18 protein-coding genes are annotated in these 24,643 nt (G+C 61.3%); 11 read left to right on the top strand and 7 right to left on the bottom strand.

What is annotated here, in order from left to right; translation table 11 throughout:
* The first annotated feature begins 107 nt into the window (after positions 1 to 107).
* On the top strand, positions 108 to 1,010 hold the full coding sequence (locus ACQ4W6_RS17400) for a LysR family transcriptional regulator (RefSeq protein ID WP_436568428.1): 903 nt from the start codon (positions 108 to 110) through the stop codon (positions 1,008 to 1,010).
* 23 nt (positions 1,011 to 1,033) lie between these two features.
* Here ACQ4W6_RS17400 and ACQ4W6_RS17405 read toward each other — a convergent pair whose 3' ends face one another.
* Positions 1,034 to 2,140, bottom strand: coding sequence for a flavodoxin family protein (locus tag ACQ4W6_RS17405; protein WP_436568429.1), 1,107 nt, complete (start codon positions 2,138 to 2,140; stop codon positions 1,034 to 1,036).
* Between the two features lie 116 nt (positions 2,141 to 2,256).
* Between ACQ4W6_RS17405 and ACQ4W6_RS17410 the strand changes: the two genes are divergently transcribed.
* Entirely contained in the window at positions 2,257 to 2,826 is a 570-nt protein-coding gene (locus ACQ4W6_RS17410) for a helix-turn-helix domain-containing protein (RefSeq protein WP_436568430.1), read from the top strand.
* A 7-nt stretch (positions 2,827 to 2,833) separates the two neighbouring features.
* A complete protein-coding gene (locus tag ACQ4W6_RS17415) occupies positions 2,834 to 3,397 on the top strand; it encodes a GNAT family N-acetyltransferase (RefSeq protein WP_436568431.1) in 564 nt (187 codons plus the stop codon).
* A gap of 32 nt (positions 3,398 to 3,429) precedes the next feature.
* Here the strand turns inward: ACQ4W6_RS17415 and ACQ4W6_RS17420 are convergent, their stop codons facing one another.
* The 3 genes from ACQ4W6_RS17420 to ACQ4W6_RS17430 form a co-directional block, all read right to left on the bottom strand.
* The gene (locus ACQ4W6_RS17420; RefSeq protein WP_436568432.1) at positions 3,430 to 4,827 is read right to left on the bottom strand and encodes a methyl-accepting chemotaxis protein; all 1,398 of its coding nucleotides are present in this window, start codon (positions 4,825 to 4,827) and stop codon (positions 3,430 to 3,432) included.
* 193 nt (positions 4,828 to 5,020) lie between these two features.
* Complete coding sequence (locus ACQ4W6_RS17425; protein WP_436568433.1) at positions 5,021 to 5,467, bottom strand: c-type cytochrome; 447 nt, start codon at positions 5,465 to 5,467, stop codon at positions 5,021 to 5,023.
* A 108-nt stretch (positions 5,468 to 5,575) separates the two neighbouring features.
* Positions 5,576 to 6,454, bottom strand: a complete 879-nt coding sequence (locus ACQ4W6_RS17430; RefSeq protein WP_436568434.1) for an EamA family transporter — start codon at positions 6,452 to 6,454, stop codon at positions 5,576 to 5,578.
* Positions 6,455 to 6,643: 189 nt separating this feature from the next.
* On the opposite strand from ACQ4W6_RS17430, the gene ACQ4W6_RS17435 reads away from it, so the two are divergent.
* Together ACQ4W6_RS17435 and ACQ4W6_RS17440 are read left to right on the top strand one after the other, a co-directional pair.
* The gene (locus ACQ4W6_RS17435) at positions 6,644 to 8,119 is read left to right on the top strand and encodes a hypothetical protein (RefSeq protein WP_436568435.1); all 1,476 of its coding nucleotides are present in this window, start codon (positions 6,644 to 6,646) and stop codon (positions 8,117 to 8,119) included.
* A gap of 985 nt (positions 8,120 to 9,104) precedes the next feature.
* Positions 9,105 to 11,948, top strand: coding sequence for an ImpA family metalloprotease (locus tag ACQ4W6_RS17440; RefSeq protein WP_436568436.1), 2,844 nt, complete (start codon positions 9,105 to 9,107; stop codon positions 11,946 to 11,948).
* 100 nt (positions 11,949 to 12,048) lie between these two features.
* On the opposite strand, the gene ACQ4W6_RS17445 is transcribed toward ACQ4W6_RS17440, so the two are convergent.
* Together ACQ4W6_RS17445 and ACQ4W6_RS17450 are read right to left on the bottom strand one after the other, a co-directional pair.
* Positions 12,049 to 13,941: a phytase gene (locus tag ACQ4W6_RS17445; RefSeq protein ID WP_436568437.1), complete on the bottom strand. Its 1,893-nt coding sequence runs from the start codon at positions 13,939 to 13,941 to the stop codon at positions 12,049 to 12,051.
* Positions 13,941 to 16,481, bottom strand: a complete 2,541-nt coding sequence (locus ACQ4W6_RS17450) for a TonB-dependent receptor (RefSeq protein ID WP_436568438.1) — start codon at positions 16,479 to 16,481, stop codon at positions 13,941 to 13,943. Before ACQ4W6_RS17450 ends, ACQ4W6_RS17445 begins: the two co-directional genes overlap by 1 nt.
* Positions 16,482 to 16,786: 305 nt before the next feature.
* Here ACQ4W6_RS17450 and ACQ4W6_RS17455 point away from each other — a divergent pair, with 305 nt between their 5' ends.
* From ACQ4W6_RS17455 to ACQ4W6_RS17480, 6 genes are all read left to right on the top strand, one after another.
* Positions 16,787 to 17,725 (top strand): GGDEF domain-containing protein, encoded by a 939-nt coding sequence (locus ACQ4W6_RS17455; RefSeq protein ID WP_436568439.1) that lies wholly within the window; start codon positions 16,787 to 16,789, stop codon positions 17,723 to 17,725.
* The gene (locus tag ACQ4W6_RS17460; RefSeq protein ID WP_436568440.1) at positions 17,725 to 18,750 is read left to right on the top strand and encodes an AraC family transcriptional regulator ligand-binding domain-containing protein; all 1,026 of its coding nucleotides are present in this window, start codon (positions 17,725 to 17,727) and stop codon (positions 18,748 to 18,750) included. Before ACQ4W6_RS17455 ends, ACQ4W6_RS17460 begins: the two co-directional genes overlap by 1 nt.
* A 275-nt stretch (positions 18,751 to 19,025) precedes the next feature.
* Positions 19,026 to 20,420 carry a class I SAM-dependent methyltransferase gene (locus ACQ4W6_RS17465; RefSeq protein WP_436568441.1) on the top strand — a complete coding sequence of 465 codons (1,395 nt, stop codon included), beginning with the start codon at positions 19,026 to 19,028 and terminating at the stop codon, positions 20,418 to 20,420.
* Positions 20,420 to 21,763 (top strand): sensor histidine kinase, encoded by a 1,344-nt coding sequence (locus ACQ4W6_RS17470; protein WP_436568515.1) that lies wholly within the window; start codon positions 20,420 to 20,422, stop codon positions 21,761 to 21,763. Before ACQ4W6_RS17465 ends, ACQ4W6_RS17470 begins: the two co-directional genes overlap by 1 nt.
* 1 nt (position 21,764) lies before the next feature.
* Positions 21,765 to 22,862 carry a hybrid sensor histidine kinase/response regulator gene (locus ACQ4W6_RS17475; RefSeq protein ID WP_436568442.1) on the top strand — a complete coding sequence of 366 codons (1,098 nt, stop codon included), beginning with the start codon at positions 21,765 to 21,767 and terminating at the stop codon, positions 22,860 to 22,862.
* Positions 22,855 to 23,868 (top strand): response regulator, encoded by a 1,014-nt coding sequence (locus ACQ4W6_RS17480; RefSeq protein ID WP_436568443.1) that lies wholly within the window; start codon positions 22,855 to 22,857, stop codon positions 23,866 to 23,868. The genes ACQ4W6_RS17475 and ACQ4W6_RS17480 overlap by 8 nt, the downstream gene beginning before the upstream one ends.
* 66 nt (positions 23,869 to 23,934) lie before the next feature.
* Here ACQ4W6_RS17480 and ACQ4W6_RS17485 read toward each other — a convergent pair whose 3' ends face one another.
* Entirely contained in the window at positions 23,935 to 24,462 is a 528-nt protein-coding gene (locus ACQ4W6_RS17485; RefSeq protein WP_436568444.1) for an SRPBCC family protein, read from the bottom strand.
* Between the last annotated feature and the right edge of the window lie 181 nt (positions 24,463 to 24,643).

Below are 24,643 nucleotides of genomic sequence, written 5' to 3' on the forward strand. Positions count from 1 at the left end.
GGTGCTGTTTTTGTATGGCATGACTGTACAGTTCGACGATTAAATGGTAAAACGGATTGTTTTTGTAGGTTTAACCTTAAAAATAGGTAGATTGGAGAAGTGGACGCATGTCATTAACTTTGCGGCAATTGCAAATCTTCCTGGCCGTGGCGGACATGGGCAGCACCAGTGCGGCCGCCGAGCACATTGCACTATCGCAATCGGCCACCAGCGCAGCCCTGAACGAGCTGGAAACCTTGCTCAGTGCGCAACTGTTCGACAGGGTGGGCAAGCGCTTGGTGCTCAACGACAATGGCCGTCTGCTGTTGCCGCAGGCGCGGCAGATGCGCGACGCGGCCGCCAGCATCGAGCGCCAGTTCGCGGGCGCCGACCCGTCCGTGCCCGTCAGCCTGCAAATTGGCGCCAGCACCACCATCGGTATCTATCTGCTGCCGCAGATCCTGGCGCAGGCATCGCAGCAGTACGGGCGCAGCATTCCCCAGGTGACGATTGCCAACACGGCCGATATCGCCGCCGCCGTGGCCGAGTTCCGCGTCGATATCGGCCTGATCGAAGGGCCATGCCATGAGGCGGGCTTGCTGGTGGAGCCGTGGCTGACGGACCAGATGCTGATCGTGGCCGCGCCCACGCATCCACTGGCGCAATTGCGTCATTTTCTCAGTTTTGCGGAATTGAACCAGGCAGGCTGGCTGCTGCGCGAAGCAGGCTCGGGTACGCGCGAGGCGGTCGAACAGGCGCTGGTGCCGTATTTGCACTATCTGCGGGCCGCAGGCGAGTTCAGTAATTCAGAAGCGATCAAGTATGGCGCGGCGGCCGGGCTGGGCATCGCTTGCCTGTCGCGCGTGGTGGTGGCTGATTTGCTGGCCAGCGGGCAACTGGTGGAGCTCGATACCATGTTGCCGCCATTGGAGCGCAACTTTTACCTGATACGCCAGTCTAAAAAGATCCTCTCGCCGCGCCTGGCGGGCTTCCTGGAACTGTGCCGCCACGCCTCGCGCATGGCGGGGTAGCTACGGATGCCTTGCGCCCGGCATTATTTGGGGCGGGGTGGCTGTAGTGCCGCATCGGGCGGCGCCAGGGTGCCCGCGCGCAGGCGTTTGACGGCCTCGGCGACGGCGCGCGCCACGTTGCGCACTTCTTCCTGCATGGGCGTGTCGCGGTCCAGCGCTTCATGGCTTTGCGCATAGCTGTCGTAATAGCCGACGTAACGGTCCAGCCGCGATTTGGCGCCTGCGTCGACCAGGCCCATCCAGTCTAGCCAGTCTGACAAGCCCCGCCGCACGCCTTCGATGCCGGCCACGTCGCCATGCACGACGAGGCCATAAGCGCGCCCCGCCAGGTGTTTCGGGTAATCCCAGCCTTTCAACTCCAGTGCCTTCGCTTCCACGGCCTTCTTGCCGTGCGTGGAGGTGGGATCGGGGTTGCCGCCATCGGCGCACACCAGCCTGTCTATCATCAGCTTCAGCACGCCGGGCGTCTGGTACCAGTACACGGGGGTGAGGATGATGACGGCGTGCGCGGCCGTCCAGCGCTCGTAAATGTCCGCCATCCAGTCGTTCGTCTGGCGCTCGCCGTGGTTCGGGTAGCAACTGCAGGGCCAGTGGCACAGCGGCATGGCTGTGGAGACACAAGCCTTGCACGGGTGAATGTGCAAGTCGTAGGAGGAAATCAGCAGGCTCAGATCGAGTATATCTACCTCGATGCCGTCCGCCTGCAATACTTCGCTGGCCCACTTTGTCATGCGCCAGGTCTTCGAGATTTCTCCGGGACAAGAGCCGTCGTTGCGCGCCGCGCCGCAAATGAGCAGCACGCGCGATGGCGTGGTGGGATTTTTCTGGCGTGCCTCGGCGGCCAGCAGGCGGTCGCGCGTGGCTTTCCATTCCACCGATAGATCGTAGTCGGGGTCCGCAAAACCTGGTCCCGCCTTTTGCGTGACGGGTGCCTTGCGGCCATCCTGGTAATTACTCCATGCAACGTCTTCCACCTGCACCAGCGCGCCGCGCACGGCGTCGAAGGTGGGGTCGGCAAACGAGCGGATGAATTGCAGATGAAATTCGTCCCTGCCCAGCGGGGCGGGCGCCTGGCCCTCGCGCGGCTGGGGAGTCGGAGGGACGGGGGGAGTGGCTGGAGTGGCAGACATGGCTTCTCCTTGTAGGGATAAGGCCATGATGGCCGATTCCTGTCCGCCGCTCTGTGCGTTGCGCCACCGTACGGCCAGGCTTGACGAATTCCCGTTTTAGGAATAAATTCCCATATATGGAAAATATGGAAATAAGCGATAGTACCGAGCAGCGCCTGGCGCAGCACCTGAAACAGTTGCGCATGGAGCACGGCTGGTCGCTGGACCAGCTGGCCAGCGTCAGCCAGGTCAGCCGCGCCACCTTGTCGCGCCTGGAAAATGGCGAAGTCAGCCCCACCACAAAGGTGCTGGGCCTGCTGTGCGCCGCGTATGGGCTGGCCATGTCGCGCCTGCTGCGCATGGTGGAAGACGACTTTGCGCCCGTGTTGCGGCGTGCCCAGCAAAACGTGTGGACGGATCCGGAGACTGGCTTTCGCCGCCGATCCGTCTCGCCGCCGGCGCGTGCGCTGGCCGGCGAAGCGCTCGAATGCGAGCTGGACGTGGGCGTGACGATCACTTATGCCGCCTCACCCCAGCCCGGCATGGAACATCATCTGGTGTTGCAAGAGGGCAAATTGCACGTGACCGTCGACGGCCGCTCCCACGAGTTGCTGGCCGGCGACTGTCTGCGCTACCAGTTACACGGCGCCAGCGCCTTTGCCACGCCGCCCGGCAGCGGCGCCCGCTATTTTCTTTTCATCGTCTGAGGCCACCATGCACCCATCGCTACGTCTGTTCACCGCCGCCGATATACGCGAACGCCTGCCCGAACTGGGTGCCTTGCTGCAAGACTGCGTGCACGACGGCGCCAGCATCGGTTTTATCCTGCCCTTTGACGTGGCGGCCAGCCAGGCATTCTGGATGGAAAACGTTCTGCCAGCCGTCACGCGCGGCGTGCGCCTGCTGCTGGTGGCCGAAGTGGATGGGCGGGTGGCGGGCGCCGTGCAGCTGGACTGGGATACCAATCCCAACCAGGAACACCGGGCCGACGTGCGCAAGCTGCTGGTTGCCCCCGCGTTTCGCCGGCGCGGCATCGCCCGCCTGCTGATGCAGGCGCTGGAAGCGCAGGCGCGCCAGTTGCCGCGCAGCCTGCTGACGCTCGATACGCGTAGCAGCGACCATGCCGAAGGGTTGTATTTGTCGCTGGGCTACGTGGTGTCGGGCAGCATCCCCGCCTACGCGCTGGCGCCAGCGGGCGACAGGCTCGATGCCACCACCATCATGTACAAGCAGCTACAACAATCTGCTATAAAAATCAGCTGTAAAAATCAGCTATAAAATCAGCTATAAAATCAGCTATAAGGCGGAACTCAGGCTTTCAGCCGCGCTCTAACTGTAGCAAGGGATGGGCGGCGCGCTGGTGGCTTGGGACTGGCGGCGCGTTCTTGCGCCGCGACGAGGTTGATGGCGGGCGCCGCGTGGGCTGCTGCCACCTCATTGCCTAGCCTGAAGATGCCCACCGTGCCCGACAGCTGCGTGGCGCGCTGCTGCATGCCGGCGGCCGCCGTCGACGCCTGCTCCACCAGCGCCGCGTTTTCCTGCGTTACGTGTTCCATCTGCACAATGGCGGCAGTGACTTGCTCTATGCCGGACAGTTGCTCGCCGCTGGCCATGCTGATTTCGCCCATGATGTCCGTTACGCGGTGTACGCTGGCAACGATCTCGCGCATAGTGGCGCCCGCCGTGTCGACCAGGCGGGCGCCCGCATCGACTTTTTCGACGGAGTCGCCGATCAGCTGCTTGATTTCCTTGGCGGCGCCGGCCGAACGTTGCGCCAGGGTGCGTACCTCGGCGGCCACGACGGCAAAGCCGCGCCCTTGCTCGCCCGCCCGCGCCGCTTCCACGGCTGCGTTCAGGGCCAGGATATTCGTCTGGAAGGCGATGGCGTCGATGACGCCGATGATATCGACAATTTTTTTCGACGAAGCATTGATCGAGGTCATGGTCTCGACCACTTGCGCCACCACCGTGCCCCCTTTGCCTGCCACTTCGGCAGCCGATTGCGCTAGCTGGTTGGCTTGCCGCGCATTGTCCGCATTCTGCTTGACGGTAGCCGTCAGTTCTTCCATCGAGGCGGCCGTCTGCTCCAGTGAACTAGCTTGCGCCTGCGTGCGCTGCGACAAGTCCAGGTTGCCAGCGGCAATCTCGCCCGAGGCGCCCGCAATGTCCTGCGTGCCGCCGCGCACCTCGCCCACGATATTGATCAGGCTGGCGTTCATCTCCTTGAGCGCCTGCAGCAATTGGCCCACTTCGTCGCGGGACTCGACGCGGATATTGCCGCTCAGGTCGCCGCCTGCCACCTTGCGCGCCACCTTGACGGCATGGCGCAAGGGCCGCACGATGCCGCTGCTGATGAACCACGCCGTCGCCAGGCTCAGCACGCCACCGATGACGCCCAGCGCAATGATCAGCATGCTCATGTTGTGCGCCCGCTTGATCGCCACATCGGCCCCCGTGCGCATCTGCGCCGATTGCACCGCGATCTGCTGGTCAATGCGCTGGGCGTCCTGCTGGCTTGGCTGGGCTTGCGCGCGCAAGGCTTGCAATTGCTCGATGCGCGCATAGCGCTGGTACACGCTGGCATCGATTTCGCTGCTCACTGTCGACAGTTGCCAGGTGCTGATGCTGACGACCACCGCCAGCAGCAGCGATGCCAGCAGAAAACCGACCGTCAGGCGTACACCGATACGTATGTTTGAAATATTCATGTCCCCTCAGCTGTTGTCCCATGGTGGCCGCTACCCATGCATGCAGCATCGCACGGCACTGTGCCCCTGAAGTTGCTGGGGTGAAATGAGTGTAGCAGTGAGGTACTAAGTAATCTATAAATATTTCTATATTGGAATTAAACACTGATTGTTTAGCAACAGCAGGCAACTCGGCAAGTTGTCGGGGATAGCCTTATTGCGTGCGCAGGTAGGCCAGCAAATCGGCCACCTGCTGCGCATTGCCGATGCCCCAGAAGCGCATGTTGTTACCGGGAATGAAATCGCTGGGCGCTTTCAGGAAGGCGGCCAGGTTTTGCTCGGTCCAGATGATATTGGCATTTTTCATGGCCGCCGAATAGCGGTAATCGGCAGTGGCGCCGGCCTTGCGCCCGATCACGCCCGTCAGCTTGGGGCCGAAGCCGCCGCGCGCCGATGCGCCCACCTGGTGGCAGGAAGCGCACTTGTGAAACGCCGCCTTGCCCGCTTCGGTATTGCCCTTGAGGGCGGGCGCTGCCGGTGCAACTGCTGCGGCAGCGTTGGCCAGGGTGCTTTGTGTGAACAGCAAGCCCGCCACGCTGACGGCCAGCGCAGTGCGCAGGGTGGAACGATGGCGTGAACGATGTGGCAACAATTTTTTCATGTGTAAAGCAAGGTGCTGGTGCTTGGAGGGGGAGCATGCATTTTACAGGGCAGGGCGGAACCCTGCCCGTCGGCCGCTATGCAGCGCCCGCAACGCAATGCAGTGCAGCTAGCGCTTGCCGCCTTGCGCACCCAGCGCGGCCATGGCCGAAGCAAAGACGATGCAGCCGATGGCCAACCACTGGGTCAGGCTCAGCAGCTCTCCCAGCACCGCCATGGCGGCCAGCGCACTGACGGCTGGCGCGGCGCTGCTGAACATGCCGAACACGCCTTGCGGCAAGCGGCGCAGGGCAAAAATTTCCAGTGAGTACGGCAAGGCGCTCGACAGCATGGCAATCGCCAAGCCCATCAAGGCAATCGATGGCGCCAGCAGGGCCGTGCCCGAATAGGTGATGCCGATGGGCACCGTTACCATCGCGGCCACCGTCATGCCCCAAGCCACGGCCTGGCCGCCCTGCAAGGTCGAGGCGCGCTTGCCGAAAATGATATACAGCGCCCAGCACAGCGCCGCCCCTAGCGCATACGCCACGCCGACCGGGTCCAGGCTGCCCGGACTGCCTTGCAGCGGCAGCAGCAGATACAAGCCAAACACGGCGCAGGCCACCGCCAGCAAATCGCGCGGCCGGCGCGACGACAACATCGCCACGGCCAGCGGCCCCGTCACCTCGATGGCCACGGCAATGCCGATCGGTATCAGCGCAAACGCCCGGTAAATCAGCAAATTCATCAAGCCCAGCACGGAACCGTAGACCAGCAAGTTCAGCACATCCTTGCGCGTCAGGCTAAAACGCCAAGGCCGGAAAATCGCCAGCAAGATCAAGGCCGAAAATCCCACCCGGTACGCCGTGATGCCCTCGACGCTAATGACGGGAAACATATTTTTCGCAATCGCCGCCCCCAGATTGACGGAAATCTGTCCTCCCAGTACGGCCAGGGAAGGGAGCAGGATGCTGTCGGGTAGGGGCGAGGTCGAGGCGGGGGAGGTCATGGGGCGGTATTTTAATACGGCGGAGGCGGTGCGGTTGCAGGTAGATCGGCAAGTTTGGGGATCTAACTGAATAGTTGCGCATGTGGACGGCGTATCTCGGCTTTTTTGATATTATTTTTCTGATGCCTTGTTGTTAAATGCGTTACAGTTGCAAGATAGTTGGCTAACGGCCAATAGCCGACGGCCCCCATGAAAGCAAAACACCATGCCATCGACTTATCAAATTTATCCACGGATATTTCGTGCCAAAGAGGTGCGCTCATTCGAACGTTGCTTGGGGCGCAAAAAAATAGCGCGGCGCGGTTGCTGCAACTTGATACCGCCTCTGCTGGATATCTGCCTCCCCCTGTCACGGCGCGCGCTATCCCTAAATGCGCAGTTAGCCCTCATATGAGCAAGCAAGCCATGCGCCTCCTTTATTTCCTTGCAATCATACTTCTTGCGACAGCGCAAACCGCATTTGCAGAAGACTGGCTTAGCCACTACTACGAAAGCCCGACGCCAGAACGCTTTGTCACGGAAGTCCAGGCACTGAGCAAAGCGGGGAACCTCTCTAATCCAGAGTCGGCCGCTCTGACTTCAGTATTCCTGGGCAGAGTCATGGCGGCGAATCCAACGCAGGTCGATGCCTGGTTAAGCCAACTTGGCGATCTGAAGGGAGATGACCGCCAGACGGTGCTGTTCGCAGCCAGTCTGTCGGGGACTAGAGAAGCGCAGGATTATCTTGGCCGCCAGCCGGATGCTGGCAAATACCGAGGGAAACCGGTCGACATTAGAGCGATTAATCCAAAGGAGCCTGCGGTTTTGGATATGCTTTGGGCCGACTTCTTTGCAACTGGCGAGGCAGACCCAATCAGGCGCATTGTTGTTGCCCTTAACTACGACAAATATTCTGGCGCTCTTGATCAGTACGCAAAGTCAGAAAAAACTGAAAAGGACCGCGACAAAGCAGTTCTGGAGGCAGTATTTATGGCTGCGATGTGGTCGCTGGAGTCCAATGCCAGACAACATCGTCGAGTTGGCGAAACCCTTGAGCAAATCTACTTTGCAGGTGGATTGACTCAGTCAGAACAATTCTGCTTATCGGCCATTCTTGCGAAGGCGATACCGGAAAAATATGAATTTACGCGCTTGGAGGCCGGTCAGTGGACTTTTAAGCGTAAGCCGACTATTCAGGGCGGTGCTGGCTGGCGCGATAGCGGCGGAAGGCCCGTTGCTGAGATGGAAGCGATGAAGTCCAAGGATGACTTTGCCGGTTCGCTGCTGGCGACGACAGATGAAGACTGGGAGAAGAAGTGGAATACTCCTCCCGAAACAAAGCCGAATTTCAATAAAGCGGGGATTGTTCCTTACGGCAAGAAGGTCTACATCCTCACATTCTTTGCAAATCCGAAGCTTGACCAACTGGGCAAGGCCAATGTTCGATGCGACTTCCGAATACTTGCGCCTACGGGCAAGGTTTCGCATGAACAGAAGGATGCGACCTGTTTTGCAGGAGCTATTCAAGGAAGTCCATACGCTCTGCGGATGTCGGCGCCCGTGGTCGCCTTCTCGGGTGACCCTGATGACCCACCGGGAACTTGGAGAATCGAAGTGATGCTTCGAGATGCCGTGCGGAACGTGGAACTGGCCCTTGGTACAACCTTCGAGCTGAAACGACCGTAATGGCTATCCCTGCCATCGGTCTGATCTGCGCGAAAAGGCGCTCAGGCCGGTGATTTGGTGTAACAGCGCTAAACCATCAATGTCTCAATTGCTTTAATTGCAACCTCTTCGTCACACCTCCCCCTGCCACATACTTGAAGTTTTGCAGCGCTGAATTCATCGCTGAAAAGTGAATATGTCTGCGCCTCCTTAAAGCCATGATTTTATTGCAATGGCTGAACTCCGTCTCCACCAAGCTTATGTGGAGTTTCGGAAAACAATAAACCAATATACCCATTGCATGCCAAGTTGCAGGAAGTATTTTGTCAACAGTGGTGTTGATTCTATATTTATCTGATTTTTTTGTTAATTGCGAATTCACGTTGAAATTGCACCCGTCCGCAGTTGCCTTTCCATAAATTATACGTGCCATATTTTTTATTGGCATAAAAGAAGAAGAGTATGAGAAAATAAGAAAAATGAGGCAATTAATGCAATCATTTCCATAGGCTATGTTTTGTTGAAAATTCATCACATAACTATTTCTTTTGATAATAATTTGAGTGCGGAAGATGGCGAGGCAGGATGGAGAGGCATGACATAGCAGCTTGCACAAGCGGCAAGGGCCAGGCTAGGCCTGGCATGTGGGCTTGCATCACGCAGAGCGAACCATGTTTGCGCGATGGTGGAGGGACCAGCAACTGCCGGCCTCCAGCTTAAGCCCAATGAAAACCTTGAATATAATTGACTATATGGAAAATACGATAAGTTAGGTGGTTTTATGCCATTGCCTCCAAGTCTGGGAGGTGTTGCTTATCCGCTTACTTGTAGAAGGGGCGACATCATCATTGATTCGTAAGACCTTGTTGCGAAAAATATAAAAGCCAATCAATCAGAGCGACCACAATGGACAGGATAAAGTAATCCTCGGATTTATTGGGGCTTGCTTAATTACCATTTTTCCCATCGTCGCTTAAATCAGCATGTCAGGAACTTAATGAAACAAATGTATAGACTCGCCCTGGCCCTGGCCATGGCGTCCACGCTTGCCGCCTGCGGTGGCGGTGGAACGGCCGACAGTGGCACGAATAATGGCAATAGCGTAAGCAGCAGTGGCGCAAATAATGGTATCGGTGCTGGCACCAGCACGGAAAATGGCGGCATTGCTAGTTCCGGCAACGGAAGTGCAGGCAGTGGCGGAAGTGCCAGCGATAACGATAGCAATGCCGTTGCACAACGCATCGGCGATGCCTTGGCTAGCGGCAATCCTACCGGCTTGCAAAGTGCGGATGCAAGCAGCCTGCTGGAGCAGGCCATTGCTGAGGCAAACAGCAAGAATGGCGCCCAGCTCGCTGCGCTGAAGTCAATCTACGGCGATGGCAGCGAGGGTATCAACCTGGCGCTGAACGTGGGTACAAACAGTGCCGCCATCGGGGTAATGGCATCGACGACGGCGACACCGTATATCGTGTCGGACAGTGGAGCCGGTATTGCCGCACTGAGCAATGACGGCGCGGGCCGCGGCATGGCCTATGGCGCCGATGTGTTGCAGTGGATGGCCGGTTCGACCAAGGAACAGCAGCATTACCCGCAGTTCCTGCGCGCCTTCACCTGGCTGATGACTGGTTCGGGCAGCGGAACGTTGCCGGCGACGATCAAGTACGCCAGCGCGGGCTACACCACGGCCTATGTCAAGAACTTCATTACCCGCACCGGCAAGACGCCTGTAGCGCTGGGCTGTGCAGTGGCCGATAGCAGCAACACTTGCTGGACCAATGCCGACCTGATCGTATTTGGCGCCAACGTGACGGCGAGCGCCGGCCTGACTGCACAGGTGCAGAAATACCTGGCCGCCGGCAAGGCCGTGATGTACCTGCACCCGAACTGGCAACAATCAAATGGCGGCAGCCAGGTGCTCGCGGCCATGGGCATGAGCTTGGGCGCTTACCCTGGTAATTATTTTGCCGGCGCCAGCGTCGTGTCAGTCTCTGGCAGCCGCACGATCGCGCAGTCTTTGTCTTCGACCGACAAGCTGGGCGCCCTGGTGAACTCACTGGGCTTGCTGGGGCAGGGCACGCTGTCGCTGAATCAGGCGAGCGTCAGTTCTTCTGCCACACCTTTCAAGATGGTGCTCAATGAACTTGCCGCGCTCAATGGCGCAGGGGTGAATATCTTTGCGGGCGAGAGTAGTTACCTGCTGCACCGCTTGCTGGTACTGTGGGCCGACATGCAGCGCAGCACGATTTCCTATGGCAATATCAGCCGCAGTGCCGCAGCGCCGTTCCTGCAGGCCTATGCGAGCGATTCTTTCCTGTGGTTCGCGCGCGGCGCCACCACGGCGGCGACGGCCGGGCAGGGTGACTACATGCCAGCCGCAGCGCAGACGCTGGTGCCGAGCAGCGACTGGGAGGACATCCTGGTGACCTTGCCGCAAACCAGTGGTATCACGCTGATCGGGCGCGGCGCCTTGCCAGCCAAGGAGGTACAGATTGAAGTGGTCGATACGGCCGGTGTGGGCAGCCTGGGCATCCAGACCAGCTATCTGCGCAGCTGGGGCAATCCGCTCACGGATACGGCCGATACCTACGCGCGCCCGCTCCAGCCTCACTCGTTTACCGTGCCGCTGGGCAAGGCAATCACGCAGTTCGTGACGCCGAATGGCGGCCCGCTGATGCTCAGCTACAGCGGCGCAACGGCCGACACCGTGGTGAGGCTGCGGGTGAAGGGCGTGGTCAGCTACGCGCACTTTGACTTCACGCGCAGCATGAGCAACAGCGACCTGGCCCAGGCATCGGCGGCCTTGACGGCTGGCACGTTTGGCTGGCAGACCACGAAGGTTTCCGGCGGCGAGATCCAGCAGGTCATCAAGTATGCGCAAAAGGTGATCGGCAATACCGCGCCAGACGTCTATGCGAACACATCCATCCGCGATGGTCTCTTCATGAGCAACCATATCGTCAACGGCTACAACGACGCCGGCATGACGGCCATGGTCACGTTGCTGTGCAGTAATCTGGCCTGGACTTGCGATGGCAATGTGCACAAGCAGCCCCTCGTGCAACACTTTGTCGGCTGGATCGCCACCTGCGGCTTCCTTTGCTCGGGCAATCCGATCGATGGCTCGGCGGGCATCGAGCTGGGCTGGGGCTATGCCCACGAAATGGGTCACAACACGGTGCAGCGCGTTATGCGTATCATGCCGGACGGCACGCACGGATGCGGCGTAGAGTGCGACAACAATATCCTGGCCAGTGCGACGGCATTGCGGGTGTACGATATATACGGCCTGGAAATCAGCAAGGGGCACCCGCTCGATCATGCCGGCCTGTACGCGGCAGTGGTGGCCAATCGCGCCACGGGCCTGAGCGACGATGCGCTGGTTGGCAACATGCAAAAGCGCGTGTGGAGTGACAGCGGGCAAGACGTCATGCGTGCCGTGAACTTCCAGCTGGCCTTCCAGTTCGCCAAATACCGCAGTGGCCTTGCCGCGCCAGACATGGCGTCGACGCTCGATTATTTCAGCCTGCTGACGAAGGGTGATCGCCTGGTGGCCAAGCAGTTCAGCACAGCGACTGCGGCGAACTACGGCATGGGACGCTACGCCACCAACAGCATCAGCAATCACGACCTGTTATACGTGTTGAGCTCGAAGATCATCGGCCGCGACTTGCGCAAGCTGTTCTGGATGTATGGCATTGCCCTCAGTAGCGACGCGCTGGGTTCGGTCGCCGACCTGGGTCTTCCGCTCGCGCCGCTCAGCTTCTATGCATTGCCTGTCGGCAAGCACAACCAGCTTGCGACCGGCAGGTGGCTGGACCTGGAGGGCGCCACGCCCGCCTGGCCATACTGAAAACACTGAAAACATGCCTGGGCCAGGTTTTCCCTGGCTAGGCTGAACCTATTGCATGGCCGGACCCTGGACTGACGGGAGCCGGCCATGCATGCCTGTCTTACTCCAGTTTCAAGGCCTTGGCCACATCCCCCCACGCTACATACTTGAAGTTCTGCGGCCCGTCCGGCAGGCGCTTGTAGCCGTCCTGGATCACCAGCATGCCTTGCGCGTACGCGCCGCCCAGGTTGGCGGAGGTCACGTCGAGGCCATCCGTCTCCGAAGTGCCGTCTATGCCGGCAGGCAAGTTAAAGCCGACCTTGAAGCGGCCGCGCACCTTGTAGGGCGCTGCCGCGTCGAGCACGACGTAGCTGCTGTCGCCTTGGCTGGAGACGATCAGGTAGCCGGCCTTTTGCGCGCCACCAGCCTTGCGGTAGATGGCCATGCCTTCCACATCGGCACTCAAGTGCTGTCCCACCGGCAAGACCAGGCGGAGGGCGTCGGGCTTGGCGGCGTCGGCCGAGGTGGTCCATACGCCGCGCGTTTCTTCGCCGAGGAAGAGGCGGGCGTTGGCGTCGTCGGCCACGCAGCCTTCCGGTTGGGTGGCCACCTTGAAGCTGCGCAACAGGCTGGCGGTGAATTTATTTTCACGCATGCCGATACTGTAGTGCTGGAAGGTGCCGTCCTTGTCGTTGATGAACGCTTCCACGCCGCCACTGGCCGGTTGATACAAGCACATGCCGTAGATGCTATTCAAGCCCGTGGGGAAGCGGCCCGCCTCCGTAACTTCGCCGTTGGCATTGATCGCAAACAACATCATGCTGTTATCGTCGCGCTGGGTGGCCACGGCCAGGTCGACCTGGCTGGTGCCAAGATGGATGTTCTGGCGCACATCGACATTGTTCAAACGGCCCACTTCCAGCAGCTGGGTTTGCTTGCCTTGCAGATCGTAGACGAGCAGGCCCTGCTTCTTGTTGGTGCCGAGGATGCGCGAGTGGGCGGGATCGCTGGCCAGCCAGATAGCCGGGTCGTCGGCCGCGTCGCCCTGGCGCGCCATCGGTTCTGTTTGCCCTTGCGGGGTGATGATGGCCACTGTGGACGCCGTTTCGGCCTTGCCGCGCCATTGCAAAGGCCGCGCTTGCCAGCCATTCTTGCCGCGCAGCAATAACGAGTTCGTATCGAGCGCCAACTGACTGGCGCCCTTGCGCACGTTCAAGGCGACAGATTGGGGCGGCTGGGCCGTCCACCGCCCGCCCTGATGGGCAAACAGATGCAGCTTTTCTGCCTTGCCGTTGAGCACGGCCACGCCGCCCGGCAGCACGGCCAGCGCGCCGGCGCCGCCGTCTAGCTGGCCATACGGCTTGCGCAGGGCGACCACTTCGCGCTTGCCCATGCCTTCGGCATCGGCGTCATACGCCCACACGCCCATGTTCGACTCGCTCACCAGCAAGCGCCGCGCGCCATCGTCGACGCGGCAATGCTTGGCGTGCGGCGGCAGGGCCAGTTTGCGCACCAGCTGGCGTTGTTCGCCCTGCATCACCCATTGCTCGGCCTGGCCATCCTTGCCGATCAGGAACAGATGGTCGAGTCGCTGGGCGTCGCGATACAGGCACGACGCTTCCACGGAAAACGTGGGGACGGGAAACGGCGCCCGGCGATTCAATTTGCCAGCCTGCACGTCCACGGAGACGGGCAGCGGGCGCTGCGTGTCCGCTTCCAGGAAGACGGCCAGCACTTGATGTCCATCAAGGCGCGTGTCGAGCTGCTTGGCGCGCACGGCGATACGGTCCTGCTCCTGGCCGCTTGCATTGAACAGGCGCAAGCCGTGCTTGTCCAAGGTCAACCAGCCGCCGCCGGGCAGGCGCGCCAGTTCTTCGGCCTCCTGCGTAAAGGCGGGCGCGGCGTTGGCGGTGGCAAGATGGGCAGGCGCGGCCTGCGCTGCACCGGTGATGCAGAAGGCAGCCAGCAGGGCGCTGCAGAGTATGGTTTTTTTCATGTTGTTGAGGATCATCATCAGAAGGCGTTGGCTTTCAGGCTCACTTTAAAGGTGCGGCCATATTGTTCGTTCTGCACGTTGTATTGCCTCGTGCCTTGATACACATAGTATTTCTCGTTGTTCAGGTTGGCCGCCTCGACAATCACCTGGAACTGCTTGCTGATCTGGTACGACAGCGAGAAATCGAGCTGTTTCTGACTGTCGACGAGGTGGTCCTGGCTTTGGTCGAGGATGTCGCTGCCCATTTCCAGCAGGTAGGGCGATTTGTAGTTGAGGGCCAAACGGGCGCTGACGGGACCCGTTTCATAGCCCAGCATCAAGTTCATCACCTGGTTCGACTGGCCCGGCAGGCGGATGTCGCGGTTGAGCTGCTTGCCCGCCGCCTTGTCGAAACGGCCAATTTTCGCGCTCGACGTGCTCAGCGTGCCATTCACGCCGACGAGAAACTTGTTCCACGGCGCCGGCAGCATGCGCAGCGGCTGCATGTACGCCAGTTCGATGCCTTTCACCTTGGCCGCGTCGCCATTCGCATACGAGGTGGCCGTGGTATAGCCCGTCCACTGGCCTGTGCCGGCCAGGTTGGTGGTGTAGGTGAAGTTCTTGATGTCTTTGTAGAAGCCGTACGCCGACATTACGCCGTCGCTGCCCAGTACGCGCTCGATGCCCAGATCCAGGTTGTTTGCCTTCAGCGGTTTCAAGTCCGGGTTGCCGATCACCGCTTCCGTGTTGCTGGCCAGGCTGACGCCGGGCGCCAGCTGGCTGAAGTTGGCGCGCACCACGGCTTGCGTCCAGGCGGCCCGCACGCTGGTCTTTTGATCTACGTCATAACGGGTCTGCAGATTTGGCAGCCAGTTGGTGTACGAGCGCTCGCGCGTCAACGGCGTGGCGGCGCCGGCACTGTCCACTTGCGATCCGTTTGCTTCGAAACTGGTGCGCTCGGCGCGCACGCCGCCCAGGATGTGCCAGGCGTCGAAATCATAACTGTTTTGCACATACATGGCGTTGATGTCTTCATGCATGCGGTAATCGTTGATGATCGATTCCGTGGCCAGGCGCGCCTTGGCGCGGTCCAGTCCCGCGACGCGGGCGCGGATCAGGGCAGGGTCCAGCGCCACGCCGATGTTGCCCAGGTCGTAGTCGAGGGTGTGGCCTTGCACGAAGTTGCTCATCGAGGTGGCGCCTGGGCCCCAGTAGTTGCCGCTCGCAGCCTTGCTGCTGTTATACGACCATTGCTCCGTGTCATTGGTTTTTTCACGGCGGCTCATTTTGGCGCCGAATTTCAGGGTGGCGATGTCGAACTTGCGCGCCAGGTCGATGCGCGCGTGGTGTTCATTGTCTTTCGAGTAGCGCTGTTGCAGCGTGATGGCGTTCAGCGCGTAGTTGGCCGGATCGTACAGCGCGGCGGGGCCGCTCAACAACGGTTCCTCGGTGCCATTGAAGCTGATGCCGGAAAAATTGCTGAGGCCGCGGAAACGGCCGTCATTCAGGGACTCCGGCGTGTCTTCCGTGGCGCGGCTGGCGCCGCCTTTCACGTCCAGCGTCCAGTCGCCCGATTTTTGCTGCGTGCCCAGCACCAGCGAGCGTACTTGCTGCGTGTACTTGCGCTGGCGGATGCGGCGCTCGGCGCGTGCCGTGCCCGTTTCGCCTTCGGCCAGGCTGCCGCCGGCGATATTGCTGATGGTCAGGCGGTCGCGTACTTCATTGTCGGAAAATTCGCTGAGGAACGAGCGCAGGAACCAAGTATTGTCATTGGTCGGCCGGTAATCGAGGTTCACGGCCAGCGCGCCGCGCTTGCGCACGGGCAGGTAGTCGCGCATTTCCAGGCCGGACACGCGGCCCTTGCTCCAGGCGCCGCCCGTTTCCACGTCACTTGATCCGAACGAGCGCTTTTCTGCGCTCAGGCCGGCAGCCACGCCCAGTTTGCCGTCGAGAAAGCGCTGCGCCCACAGTGCGCCGCCGCTGGGGCTGGTCTTGCCCGTTTTTTCGTCGTAGCTGGCGCCCACGTTGGCCGACAGCAGCTTGCCCGGCAAGTCGAAGGCGGACAGCGATTTCACCTCGATGGTGGCGCCCAGCGAATTGGCGTCCATTTCCGGCAGCAGGGTTTTCGACACTTCCAGCGAGCGGATCAGGCCGGCTGGCAGGATGTCGAGCGCCACGGCGCGGCGGCCCGCTTCGGGCGAGGGCACCAGCGCGCCGTTGATGGTGACGGCGTTCAGGTCCGGCCCCAGGCCGCGCACGGTGATGTAGCGGCCTTCGCCCTGGTCGCGCTGCACCGACACGCCCGGCAAACGCGCCAGCGCCTCGGCCGCGTTCTTATCCGGCAAGCCGCCGATATCGTCGCTGCTGATGACGCTGATGATGTTGTCGGCCTTCTCCTGCGCCGCGATGGCGTTGCGCAGGCTGGCGCGCTGGCCGCTGACGACGACGGTGGCCGCTGGTTGGCCATCGTCCTGGGCTTGGGCTTGCGCATCGCTGGCGCCGCTGAAGAGCGCCATGATGCCGATGGCCAGAGCCGTCAGGCGCAGCGGGGAGGGAGTCGAAGTGTGCATGGTTTTCATGAAGGGCTCGGTTAGGGGAAGGAACCGGGCGGATTCTAGGCAGCAAATATGACGCTTGCGTGACAGGCAAGGGCGCACGCCCCTGAAAACAAGGGCTGGCAGGCACTTCCTGGCGGGAAATGGCATCCGGTGAGCTGAAATGACCTGCCTGTGCAGGGCGCACAGGCTGTGGCTTGCCTGTTTTGCATCATGCCAACTAACAATGTTGAGCCGTTTGCACCTGCCACACGGCGGCGTGGCATGTCATCGTGCCGTCATGGGCAGGCGCTATCGTGGCGGCAGCACCACTTTTAAAGGTTTTCCACATGCTGCCATTGCACCGTAACAGCCTGATTGCCGCCGCGCTGGCATTGCCCCTGTTCTTTTTCCTGTACGCCACCTTCGGGCAGGTGAAACCGATGGCCATCTGGAAGTGGATGGACATCGTCTGCGAAGGGGGCACGGCTGTCATGGCGGGCGTGTGGTTCTTGTTTACCCTGAGCAGCCGGCCCCGTGGACGGGTGACAAGCCTGATCGCCGGCGGCTTGTGCGCCATCATGCTGGGCTCCTGGGCCGATTGCCTGGACGAATTGTTTGCCGTCGATAAACACGCAGTGTGGGATAACTGGCTCGAAGCGCTGATCCCGTTCGGCATGCTGGTGCTGACCATCGGCATGTATTACTGGCGCCAGGAACAGTTCCGCCTGAACGAGCACCTGCAAAAGCGCGAGCGCCTGTTCCGCGACCACCGCGCCTTCGACCGTATCACGCAGCTGGCCGACGCCAGCTATCTGCGCACGCAGATTCGCCTGGAGCAGGAACGCCGCCCCGGCCTCGATTGCGCGCTGATATTGCTCGATATCGACAGCTTTCATTTGATTAACCGCGAACACGGCCACCGCGAAGGCGACCGCGTGCTGCAAGCCGTGGGTCACATGCTGCTGTTAAATTTGCGCAATGACGACTTGCTGTGCCGCTATGCGGGCGACCGCTTCGCCGTGCTGCTGCCGGGCGTCTCGCGCCAGGACGCGGCCGACTATGCGCGCCACCTGTGCTATATGGTGGGGCAGATGCGCCACCACGCCAATGACAACCGCGAAATCCGTTTGAGTTTGCGCCATGCGTGCTCGCTGACCGATGGCGTGCCGGAAGTGGTGCTGGCCGAACTGAGCCGCGCGGTGGAAGCGCCGCGGCCTGCGCCGAACGCCAGCCCTGGTTCCAGTCATGGTTCCAGTCCTGACCCCAGCGCCACCGCGCCCGCCTGATGCCGCTGAACCAGCAGGGCGACCCCAGCATCGCGGCGCGTCACCAGCCGGCGCTGGTGCTCGACTATGCACGCAGCCGCGAATTGGCCACGGCGCCCCTGCTCAAGGGCACGGGCCTGGACGATGGCGCGCTGCCTTCCGAGGAAAGCCTGGTCAGCGCCGCGCAGTATTTGCAACTGCTGGCCAATGTGGCGCGCGGCTTGGGCAGTGCCGACACCAGCTTCATGCTGGGCCAGCAAATGCTGCCTGGCCATTACGGCGCCGTCAGCCATGCCTTGCTGCAGGCGCAGAACCTGCGCCAGGCCTTGGCCATCCTGTGCGACTTTCATACCTTGCTGTGTCCGCTGCTACAGCCGCGCTTGCGCGAGGCGGGCGACATGCACGTGCTGTACTGGGCCGACGCGTTCGGCGCACCCAGCCAGCTGCCATTTCTGGTCGAGATGCACATGACGGCGCTGTCGGCCATGTGCCGCTGGCTGGCAGGGGAAGCGCTGCCGTGGCGTTTTTGCTTCAACCGCGCCAGGCCCCGTCACGTCGAGCAGCACGAAGTGCACCTGGGGCACGCGCTGCGTTTCGATTGCCAGGTTGACGCCATGCTGATCGATTCCAGCTGGCTCGATGCGCCCTGGCCGCGCGGCAATGCCACGGCGGCCGCGCTGGCCTTGCGGGCGGCGGCTTTAGCGCCCGTGCCTGCCGCCAGCCTGCTGGGCGCGTTGTACGATTATCTGCTGGAGAACATCCGCTGCGCGCCGACACTGGAGCGCACGGCGCTGGACTTCGGCGTCAGTCCCGCCACCTTCAAACGCCACCTGGCGCGCCATGGCACGCATTTCCAGGCCGAACTGGACCAGGTGCGCGCACACAAGGCGATTTATCTGTTCCAGGCGCATGGCTACGACAACGACGCCGTGGCCGCCTATCTGGGCTTTCATGATGCCACCAGTTTTCGCCGCTCGTTCAAGCGCTGGACGGGGCAAACGCCGCAATTGCTGCGCCATGCGCTGGCTCTTTTTGTTGCCGGTTGATCGGCTTTGTCCAGCCAGCGTTGCGTGCTGACGCCAGAGCTAGTCGTTCCAGAGGGAATAATTGCCCGTCTGCTACATCCATAGTACACTCGATGAGAGAGCGAACAGACGCGCTTTGAGGCGGTCCAGCAAGGCGTTACGCGACGCCGCAGCGCCGTCATATCGATGGTGGGCCGGCGGCAGACGACCGGCTTGCCGTGCCTTAACCCAGCCTGGCAACTGGCGAGCCCAAACATTGGCGCGCTGGAATCCGGATAACTTGATAATGCTCAATCGTGTATTCACAATCGCAAATCGATCCAGTCGTCAGTTTCCGCAATACCCAGGGTGAGGCGGTGCGCGGCACGATTTTCAACTTGCAGCGCAATTCGCTGGTGATGGAAATCTACAATCCATACTCGATCGTGCAGGTCAGCGAGGTGCTCAACGAGCTGACGGTGCGCATGGGGGCGAAAAACGCCTACGTCGGCAAGGCGGTCGTCATCAGCAGCGTCAATACGGGCTTGACGGCCATCGTTTCCGTGACCCTGATCGACGAGTGGCGCGAATTGAGCGACGTGGTGGTGGTCAAGGGCGCGGTAGCGAAAGAGTCCAGCGCCTTTGTGGCGGGTTGGGGCGAGCGTTTCCGCATCCGCCGCGACTACCAGATCGTCGTCAACGAAATGCGCGCCTTCTTGTCGGAAGTGTCGCGCTGGGTCGAACAGGTCGACTTGTCGGACTCCTTGCCGAAGGAAAATGGCCGCCTGCGCGCCGATATTTTCGATGAACTGGCATTGCCGCTGATGGAACAAACCCAGCTGTATTTGCGCCAGCTGGAGGTGGAAGCGTCCCTCGTCGAGGAAGAGCGGGCGCCGGCCCACCGCGCGTTTGCCCAGGCGGCGCTGCATCCCTTGATCCTGCGCGCCCCGTTCGTCTTCCGCACATTCACCAAACCGCTTGGCTACGCGGGCGACTACCAGATGGTCAACCAGCTGCTGGAAGATCCGCGCCAGGGCCCCAGCACCTATTTCCAAATCGTCAATGCGGCTTTCTTGCAGGCGGCCGTTGCCACGGCGCACCGCAACCGCATCGATATGCTGACGCTATTCCTGGCGCAAAAAGCAGCTGCAGCGCGTGCCGCTGGGCGTGTCTACAAGGTGCTCAACGTGGGTTGCGGCCCGGCTATCGAGGTGCAGCGTTTCCTCGAAACCTGCCCGGACGCGCAGTGGCTGGCCTTCGAGCTGGTCGATTTCAGCAGCGAAACGCTGGACTGGACGCGCGCGCGCCTCACCACCATCATGCAGCGCACGGGACGGCTGGTGGAAATCGATTATGTGCACGACTCGGTGCACAATCTGCTCAAGCGCCGCCATGGTTCGGGCGCCACCGGTTTGCCTGGCAGTTTTGACGCCGTGTATTGCGCCGGCCTGTTTGATTATCTGTCCGACAAGGTCTGCGCGCGCCTGCTGCTGCACTTCGCCTCGCGCATGGGGCCGGGCGGACGCCTGCTGGTGACGAATGTGCATGCCGACAATCCTGGCAAGTTCGGCATGGAGCATTTGCTGGAATGGCATTTGATCTATCGCAATGAGGCGAGCCTGACGGCCTTGCTGCCCGAACATGCTACCGAGCCGCAGATTTATGTCGATGCCACGGGCGTGAACGTCTTTGCGGAAGTGAGCATTCCTTGATGGATAATCCAGGCCTGCAGGCCGGCTACACGGCCGTATTGCGCGATTTCCGCCTGGAATTTAGCCGCGGCGGCGCCTACACGGGCATCGTGCTGATCTTGCTGGGCATGGGCCTCGATTCGGCCATGTATCCGGAGATGCAATCGGCCTTCACCAGCGCGCGCATCGCCGTTGCCGTGCTGATCTTTTGCGTGGTGCTGGCCATGCGCACGCCATGGGCGCAAGACCGCATCCAGGGGCTGACCTTTGTCTGGCTGCTGCTGCCGCAAATCATGATCGCCTGGATGATTGCCGTCACCGAAGGTCCGGCCTCGATCTATTACGTGGGCATGACTCTGGCGATCTATTCGTCGGGCATTGTGCTGGCGTTCGGCCTGTGGCAAAACATGGTCTTCGGCGCCGTGTCGTGCCTGCTGTATGTGGCCGCCTGTATCTGGCATGCGGGCGGCTTCGACTTGCCAAGCACGTTTATCGTCAATTGTGTGTTCCTCATCATGTCGGCCAGCATCAGCGCCGTATTTACCTATTTTAATGAGCGCGCCCGCTTCATGCTGTTCCAGCTGAAGGCGGAAGTGGCGCTGAAGAATACGCAGCTGGAAGAAACCAACAAGAGCCTGGCCGAGATCAAGGGGCAGATGCTGCAACAGGAGAAAATGGCTGCCATCGGAACCCTGGCCGCCGGCATGCTGCATGAAGTGAATAATCCCGTCAATTTCTGCATGATGGCTATCGAGGTGGCCATCGAAGACCCGGCCTCCAAGCAAAGCGCCCTCGTCAGCGAATGCCTGGCCGACGCCAAAGAGGGCATGCTGCGCGTGCAGCACATCGTCTCGGACTTGAAGACCTTTGCCTACCGCAAGAGCGGCAACCAGTTAGAGACGGGCCACTTCCAGCTCCGCAGGGCAGTCGAGGCGGCGATTCGCCTGGTGGGGCACGAAACGAAGAATGTCAGCATCAGCCATGAATTGCCGGTCGACACCCTGGTGCGCGGCGACGAGGCGGCCATCGTGGGCGTGCTGATCAATTTGCTGGGCAATGCCGTGCTGTCCATGCGCAAGGGCAATGCGCAGCCATATGAAATTCACATCACTGCCCACTGGGCTGCGGAGCGCCTGCGCATCAGCGTGCGCGACAACGGCCCCGGCATCGCCCCGGAAAACCTGGCGCGCGTGTTCGAGCCGTTCTTCACCACGCGCGAAGTGGGGCAGGGACTGGGGCTGGGGCTAAGCATCAGCTATGGCGTGATCGAGCGCCACGGCGGCACGCTCAGCGCCGAAAGCGTTCTCGGCGAGTGGGCCAGCATGAATTTCGACTTGCAGCGCTCCGATTGGGAGGGCCGCTAGCATGGATAGCGATAGCCGCGCCAGCGTGCTGTACGTGGACGATGAGGCGCTCGCCTGCAAGTACTTCGAGCGTGCCTTCGCCGCGCGCTACCACGTGCTGACGGCGCCCAGCGTCGATGCGGCGCTAGCCTTGCTGGAAGACAACGCCGCGCACATCGACGTGCTGGTCACCGATTACCGCATGCCGGACCGCCTGGGCAGCGAATTGCTGCAGGAAGTGGCGCAGCGCCATCCGCACATCGTCTGCATGCTCGTCACCGCGTATGCGGACAAGGGCGTGCTGCTCGAATTGATCAATGGCGGTTCGCTGTTGCGCCTGCTGGAAAAGCCGCTCGACATGGCTGCCATGCAAACGGCGCTGCAGCTGGCCGTGCAGACGGGGCGCGAGCGCTCTGCGCGCCGCCAGGGCCTGGTGGCGATGGAAGAATCGCTGGCCTTTCTGGCGCATGAATTGAACACGCCGCTGGCGGCCATCGCCAATTTCGCGCGCGGCATCGAACGCCGCACCGAGGCGGGCGGCGCGCTGCAAGCTGAAATCGGCGAAGCGGCCGCCCTGATGCACGACAATGCGCGCTATTGTCTGTCGGTATTGGCCAGCTTTGTCGACACGGTGCGCCTGGCCAGCGCCGGGCCGGGCATGCAGGGCGGGCGCAGCGCCGGCAGTGCGCGCCAGTTGCTGGCCGCCTTGCTCGACAGCTACCCTCTGAGCGCGGCCCAGCGCGCCGCCATCACGGTGGAAAGCGGTGCAGATTTTGCGATTGCCGAGTCGCTTAATTGCGTCGCGCTGATCCTGTCGTCGGTGCTAAGAAATGCCTTGCGCTCGGCCGGCGAGCAGGCCCATCCGGCCATCAGCATTTGCCTCGGCGCCGGCCACATCAAGGTGCGCGACAATGGTGCCGGCATCGCTGCCGACATTGTCGAGCGACTGTTGATCGACCCCGTCAGTGCCGCTAGCGGCGAAGGCAAGGGCTGGAGCATGGTATTTTGCCAGCGCATGATGCAATCGTTCGGCGGCAATCTCGATATCGCCACCGAGTTGGGCAGTTCCACCACAGTGACCCTGAATTTTCCAGTACATATAAGGAACGAGCATGATTGACGCCAATCTGCGTTTGCCGGCTCAGCGTGAGCCGGCGCAAGGCTTGCCGACGATACTCTATGTCGATGACGAGGCCAACGCCCTCAAATACTTCCAGCGCGCCCTCGCGCCGCTGGCCGACGTGCTGACGGCCACTTCGGTCGAGGAGGGCAAGCGCATCCTCGACGAGCAGTCCGAGCGCATCGCGGTGCTGGTGTCGGACCAGCGCATGCCTGGCGCCTACGGCAACGAGCTGCTGTCGTACGCCTGGGACCGCTATCCGCACATCGTGCGTATCCTGACCACCGCGTATTCCGAACTCGAACACACGGTGGAAGCCGTCAACCTGGGGCAGATCCACCGCTACATCCAGAAACCGTGGGATATCGCGGCACTGCGCATGGAACTGAAACAGGCTTTGGCGCTGGCGCAACTGCGCAAGGAACATGCGCAATTGCTGCGCGAAAAGCTGATGGTGCGCCAGCGGCAAGCCATCGCCAACCGCATCGGCAGCCTGTACACCTTGTGCGCCAGCCTGGCTGGCCCGCAGCAGCAATTGCCGGTAGAAGCGTATCTGTCGTCCGCCCTCACGGCCGGGGTCACGCCGCCCGAGCCGGACTGGCTGCTGATGGACTATGCCGACCTGATCAGCTCGGAAGCCTTCCGCAGCACGGCTTTTGGCGCCGCCGTGCGCCTGCAGCTCGAAGCGCTGGAACGCGAGCATCCGGGGCGCGGCGTGGAGCAAGCTATCGACATGCTCGCGCCCGTGTTTGGCGCGGCGCTGCAAAAGCAGGGCAGCACGGCGCTATTTCTCGATGGCCGCCTGCTGACGGAGTTCCTGGAAACGCCGACCACGACGCCCGTGTCGGCCGTTCATGCGTTCTGGCTAGCCAGCTTGCTGTGGCTGGCGCGGCGCGGCTGGTCCTTGCAGTTGAGCAAGGTAGAGCAGGGCTTGCAAGGCAAGCTGGTGCAGGCCGAAGCGGCCCTCACGCCGGATCACCTGGCGGCCTGGATCGAGCAGTTTTAAGCCAGGCGTGGGCGTGTCAAGAAAACAGGGCCGCGCGGGCCCTGTTGACGCTGGAGAAGCGAGGCGTTAGCGTTCCGCCGCCGCTTTCAGCTGATTCAAACCCTTTTCAAAATCCTTGCCGATCATCCGGTCCATGCTGACGAAGACCGTCATGACTTTGCTGACGTAAGGGCTGGGGCCCGTCATGGTCCAGTTGACCTTCGTGTTCCCGCCATCGGGCGCCATGGTAAAGGTCGTGGTGTTGCGGCTTTCGAACGGTTTCAGGAAATTGAGCTTGATGACGGTGCGCTCGGGCTGGGCCGCCTCGGTGATTTCCATGTTGCCGGCGCCCACCTTGTCGTTGCCTTGCCACGCATATTGCGCACCCACGCCGTTGGCGGGACCGGCATACGTACGGCGCATGGCCGGATCGAGCTTTTCCCACGGCGACCAGGCCGACCAGTAGTGGAAGTCCGTGATCAGGTGGGCGATTTTCTCAGGCGGGGCATTGATGGTGATTTCGCGCTGGACACTGAAGGTGTCAGGCTTGGTGGTGGCATAGCCGAGGATGGCGGCGACGACGACAACGATCAGCAGCAGGGTTTTTTTGATCATATGCTCTCCAAATCTTGAATGGTCATGCGAACAAATCAAGGCAATCTTAGCAGATATGAATGCCAATGCGCGACCTGTTGGCCTTTATTTGCGCCAGCGCGCCGCCGGCCCGCTGACAGCCTCGCACGGCAGCGCACGCCAGGTTTGTGATGCGGGGCCTTCGTCCGCTAGAATGCTGGCC

It is taken from the genome of Janthinobacterium woesei (assembly GCF_051380875.1).
Lineage (GTDB): Bacteria > Pseudomonadota > Gammaproteobacteria > Burkholderiales > Burkholderiaceae_D > Janthinobacterium.

What these genes read in the sequence shown, in the direction of transcription:
- ACQ4W6_RS17455 (WP_436568439.1), top strand. Translation starts at nt 16,787, where the DNA reads ATGCTGCCATTGCACCGTAACAGCCTGATTGCCGCCGCGCTGGCATTG.
- ACQ4W6_RS17475 (WP_436568442.1), top strand. Translation starts at nt 21,765, where the DNA reads ATGGATAGCGATAGCCGCGCCAGCGTGCTGTACGTGGACGATGAGGCG.
- ACQ4W6_RS17470 (WP_436568515.1), top strand. Translation starts at nt 20,420, where the DNA reads ATGGATAATCCAGGCCTGCAGGCCGGCTACACGGCCGTATTGCGCGAT.
- ACQ4W6_RS17405 (WP_436568429.1), bottom strand. Translation starts at nt 2,140, where the DNA reads ATGTCTGCCACTCCAGCCACTCCCCCCGTCCCTCCGACTCCCCAGCCG.
- ACQ4W6_RS17440 (WP_436568436.1), top strand. Translation starts at nt 9,105, where the DNA reads ATGTATAGACTCGCCCTGGCCCTGGCCATGGCGTCCACGCTTGCCGCC.
- ACQ4W6_RS17460 (WP_436568440.1), top strand. Translation starts at nt 17,725, where the DNA reads ATGCCGCTGAACCAGCAGGGCGACCCCAGCATCGCGGCGCGTCACCAG.
- ACQ4W6_RS17435 (WP_436568435.1), top strand. Translation starts at nt 6,644, where the DNA reads ATGAAAGCAAAACACCATGCCATCGACTTATCAAATTTATCCACGGAT.
- ACQ4W6_RS17420 (WP_436568432.1), bottom strand. Translation starts at nt 4,827, where the DNA reads ATGAATATTTCAAACATACGTATCGGTGTACGCCTGACGGTCGGTTTT.
- ACQ4W6_RS17425 (WP_436568433.1), bottom strand. Translation starts at nt 5,467, where the DNA reads ATGAAAAAATTGTTGCCACATCGTTCACGCCATCGTTCCACCCTGCGC.
- ACQ4W6_RS17410 (WP_436568430.1), top strand. Translation starts at nt 2,257, where the DNA reads ATGGAAAATATGGAAATAAGCGATAGTACCGAGCAGCGCCTGGCGCAG.
- ACQ4W6_RS17485 (WP_436568444.1), bottom strand. Translation starts at nt 24,462, where the DNA reads ATGATCAAAAAAACCCTGCTGCTGATCGTTGTCGTCGTCGCCGCCATC.
- ACQ4W6_RS17480 (WP_436568443.1), top strand. Translation starts at nt 22,855, where the DNA reads ATGATTGACGCCAATCTGCGTTTGCCGGCTCAGCGTGAGCCGGCGCAA.
- ACQ4W6_RS17415 (WP_436568431.1), top strand. Translation starts at nt 2,834, where the DNA reads ATGCACCCATCGCTACGTCTGTTCACCGCCGCCGATATACGCGAACGC.
- ACQ4W6_RS17445 (WP_436568437.1), bottom strand. Translation starts at nt 13,941, where the DNA reads ATGATGATCCTCAACAACATGAAAAAAACCATACTCTGCAGCGCCCTG.
- ACQ4W6_RS17400 (WP_436568428.1), top strand. Translation starts at nt 108, where the DNA reads ATGTCATTAACTTTGCGGCAATTGCAAATCTTCCTGGCCGTGGCGGAC.
- ACQ4W6_RS17450 (WP_436568438.1), bottom strand. Translation starts at nt 16,481, where the DNA reads ATGAAAACCATGCACACTTCGACTCCCTCCCCGCTGCGCCTGACGGCT.
- ACQ4W6_RS17430 (WP_436568434.1), bottom strand. Translation starts at nt 6,454, where the DNA reads ATGACCTCCCCCGCCTCGACCTCGCCCCTACCCGACAGCATCCTGCTC.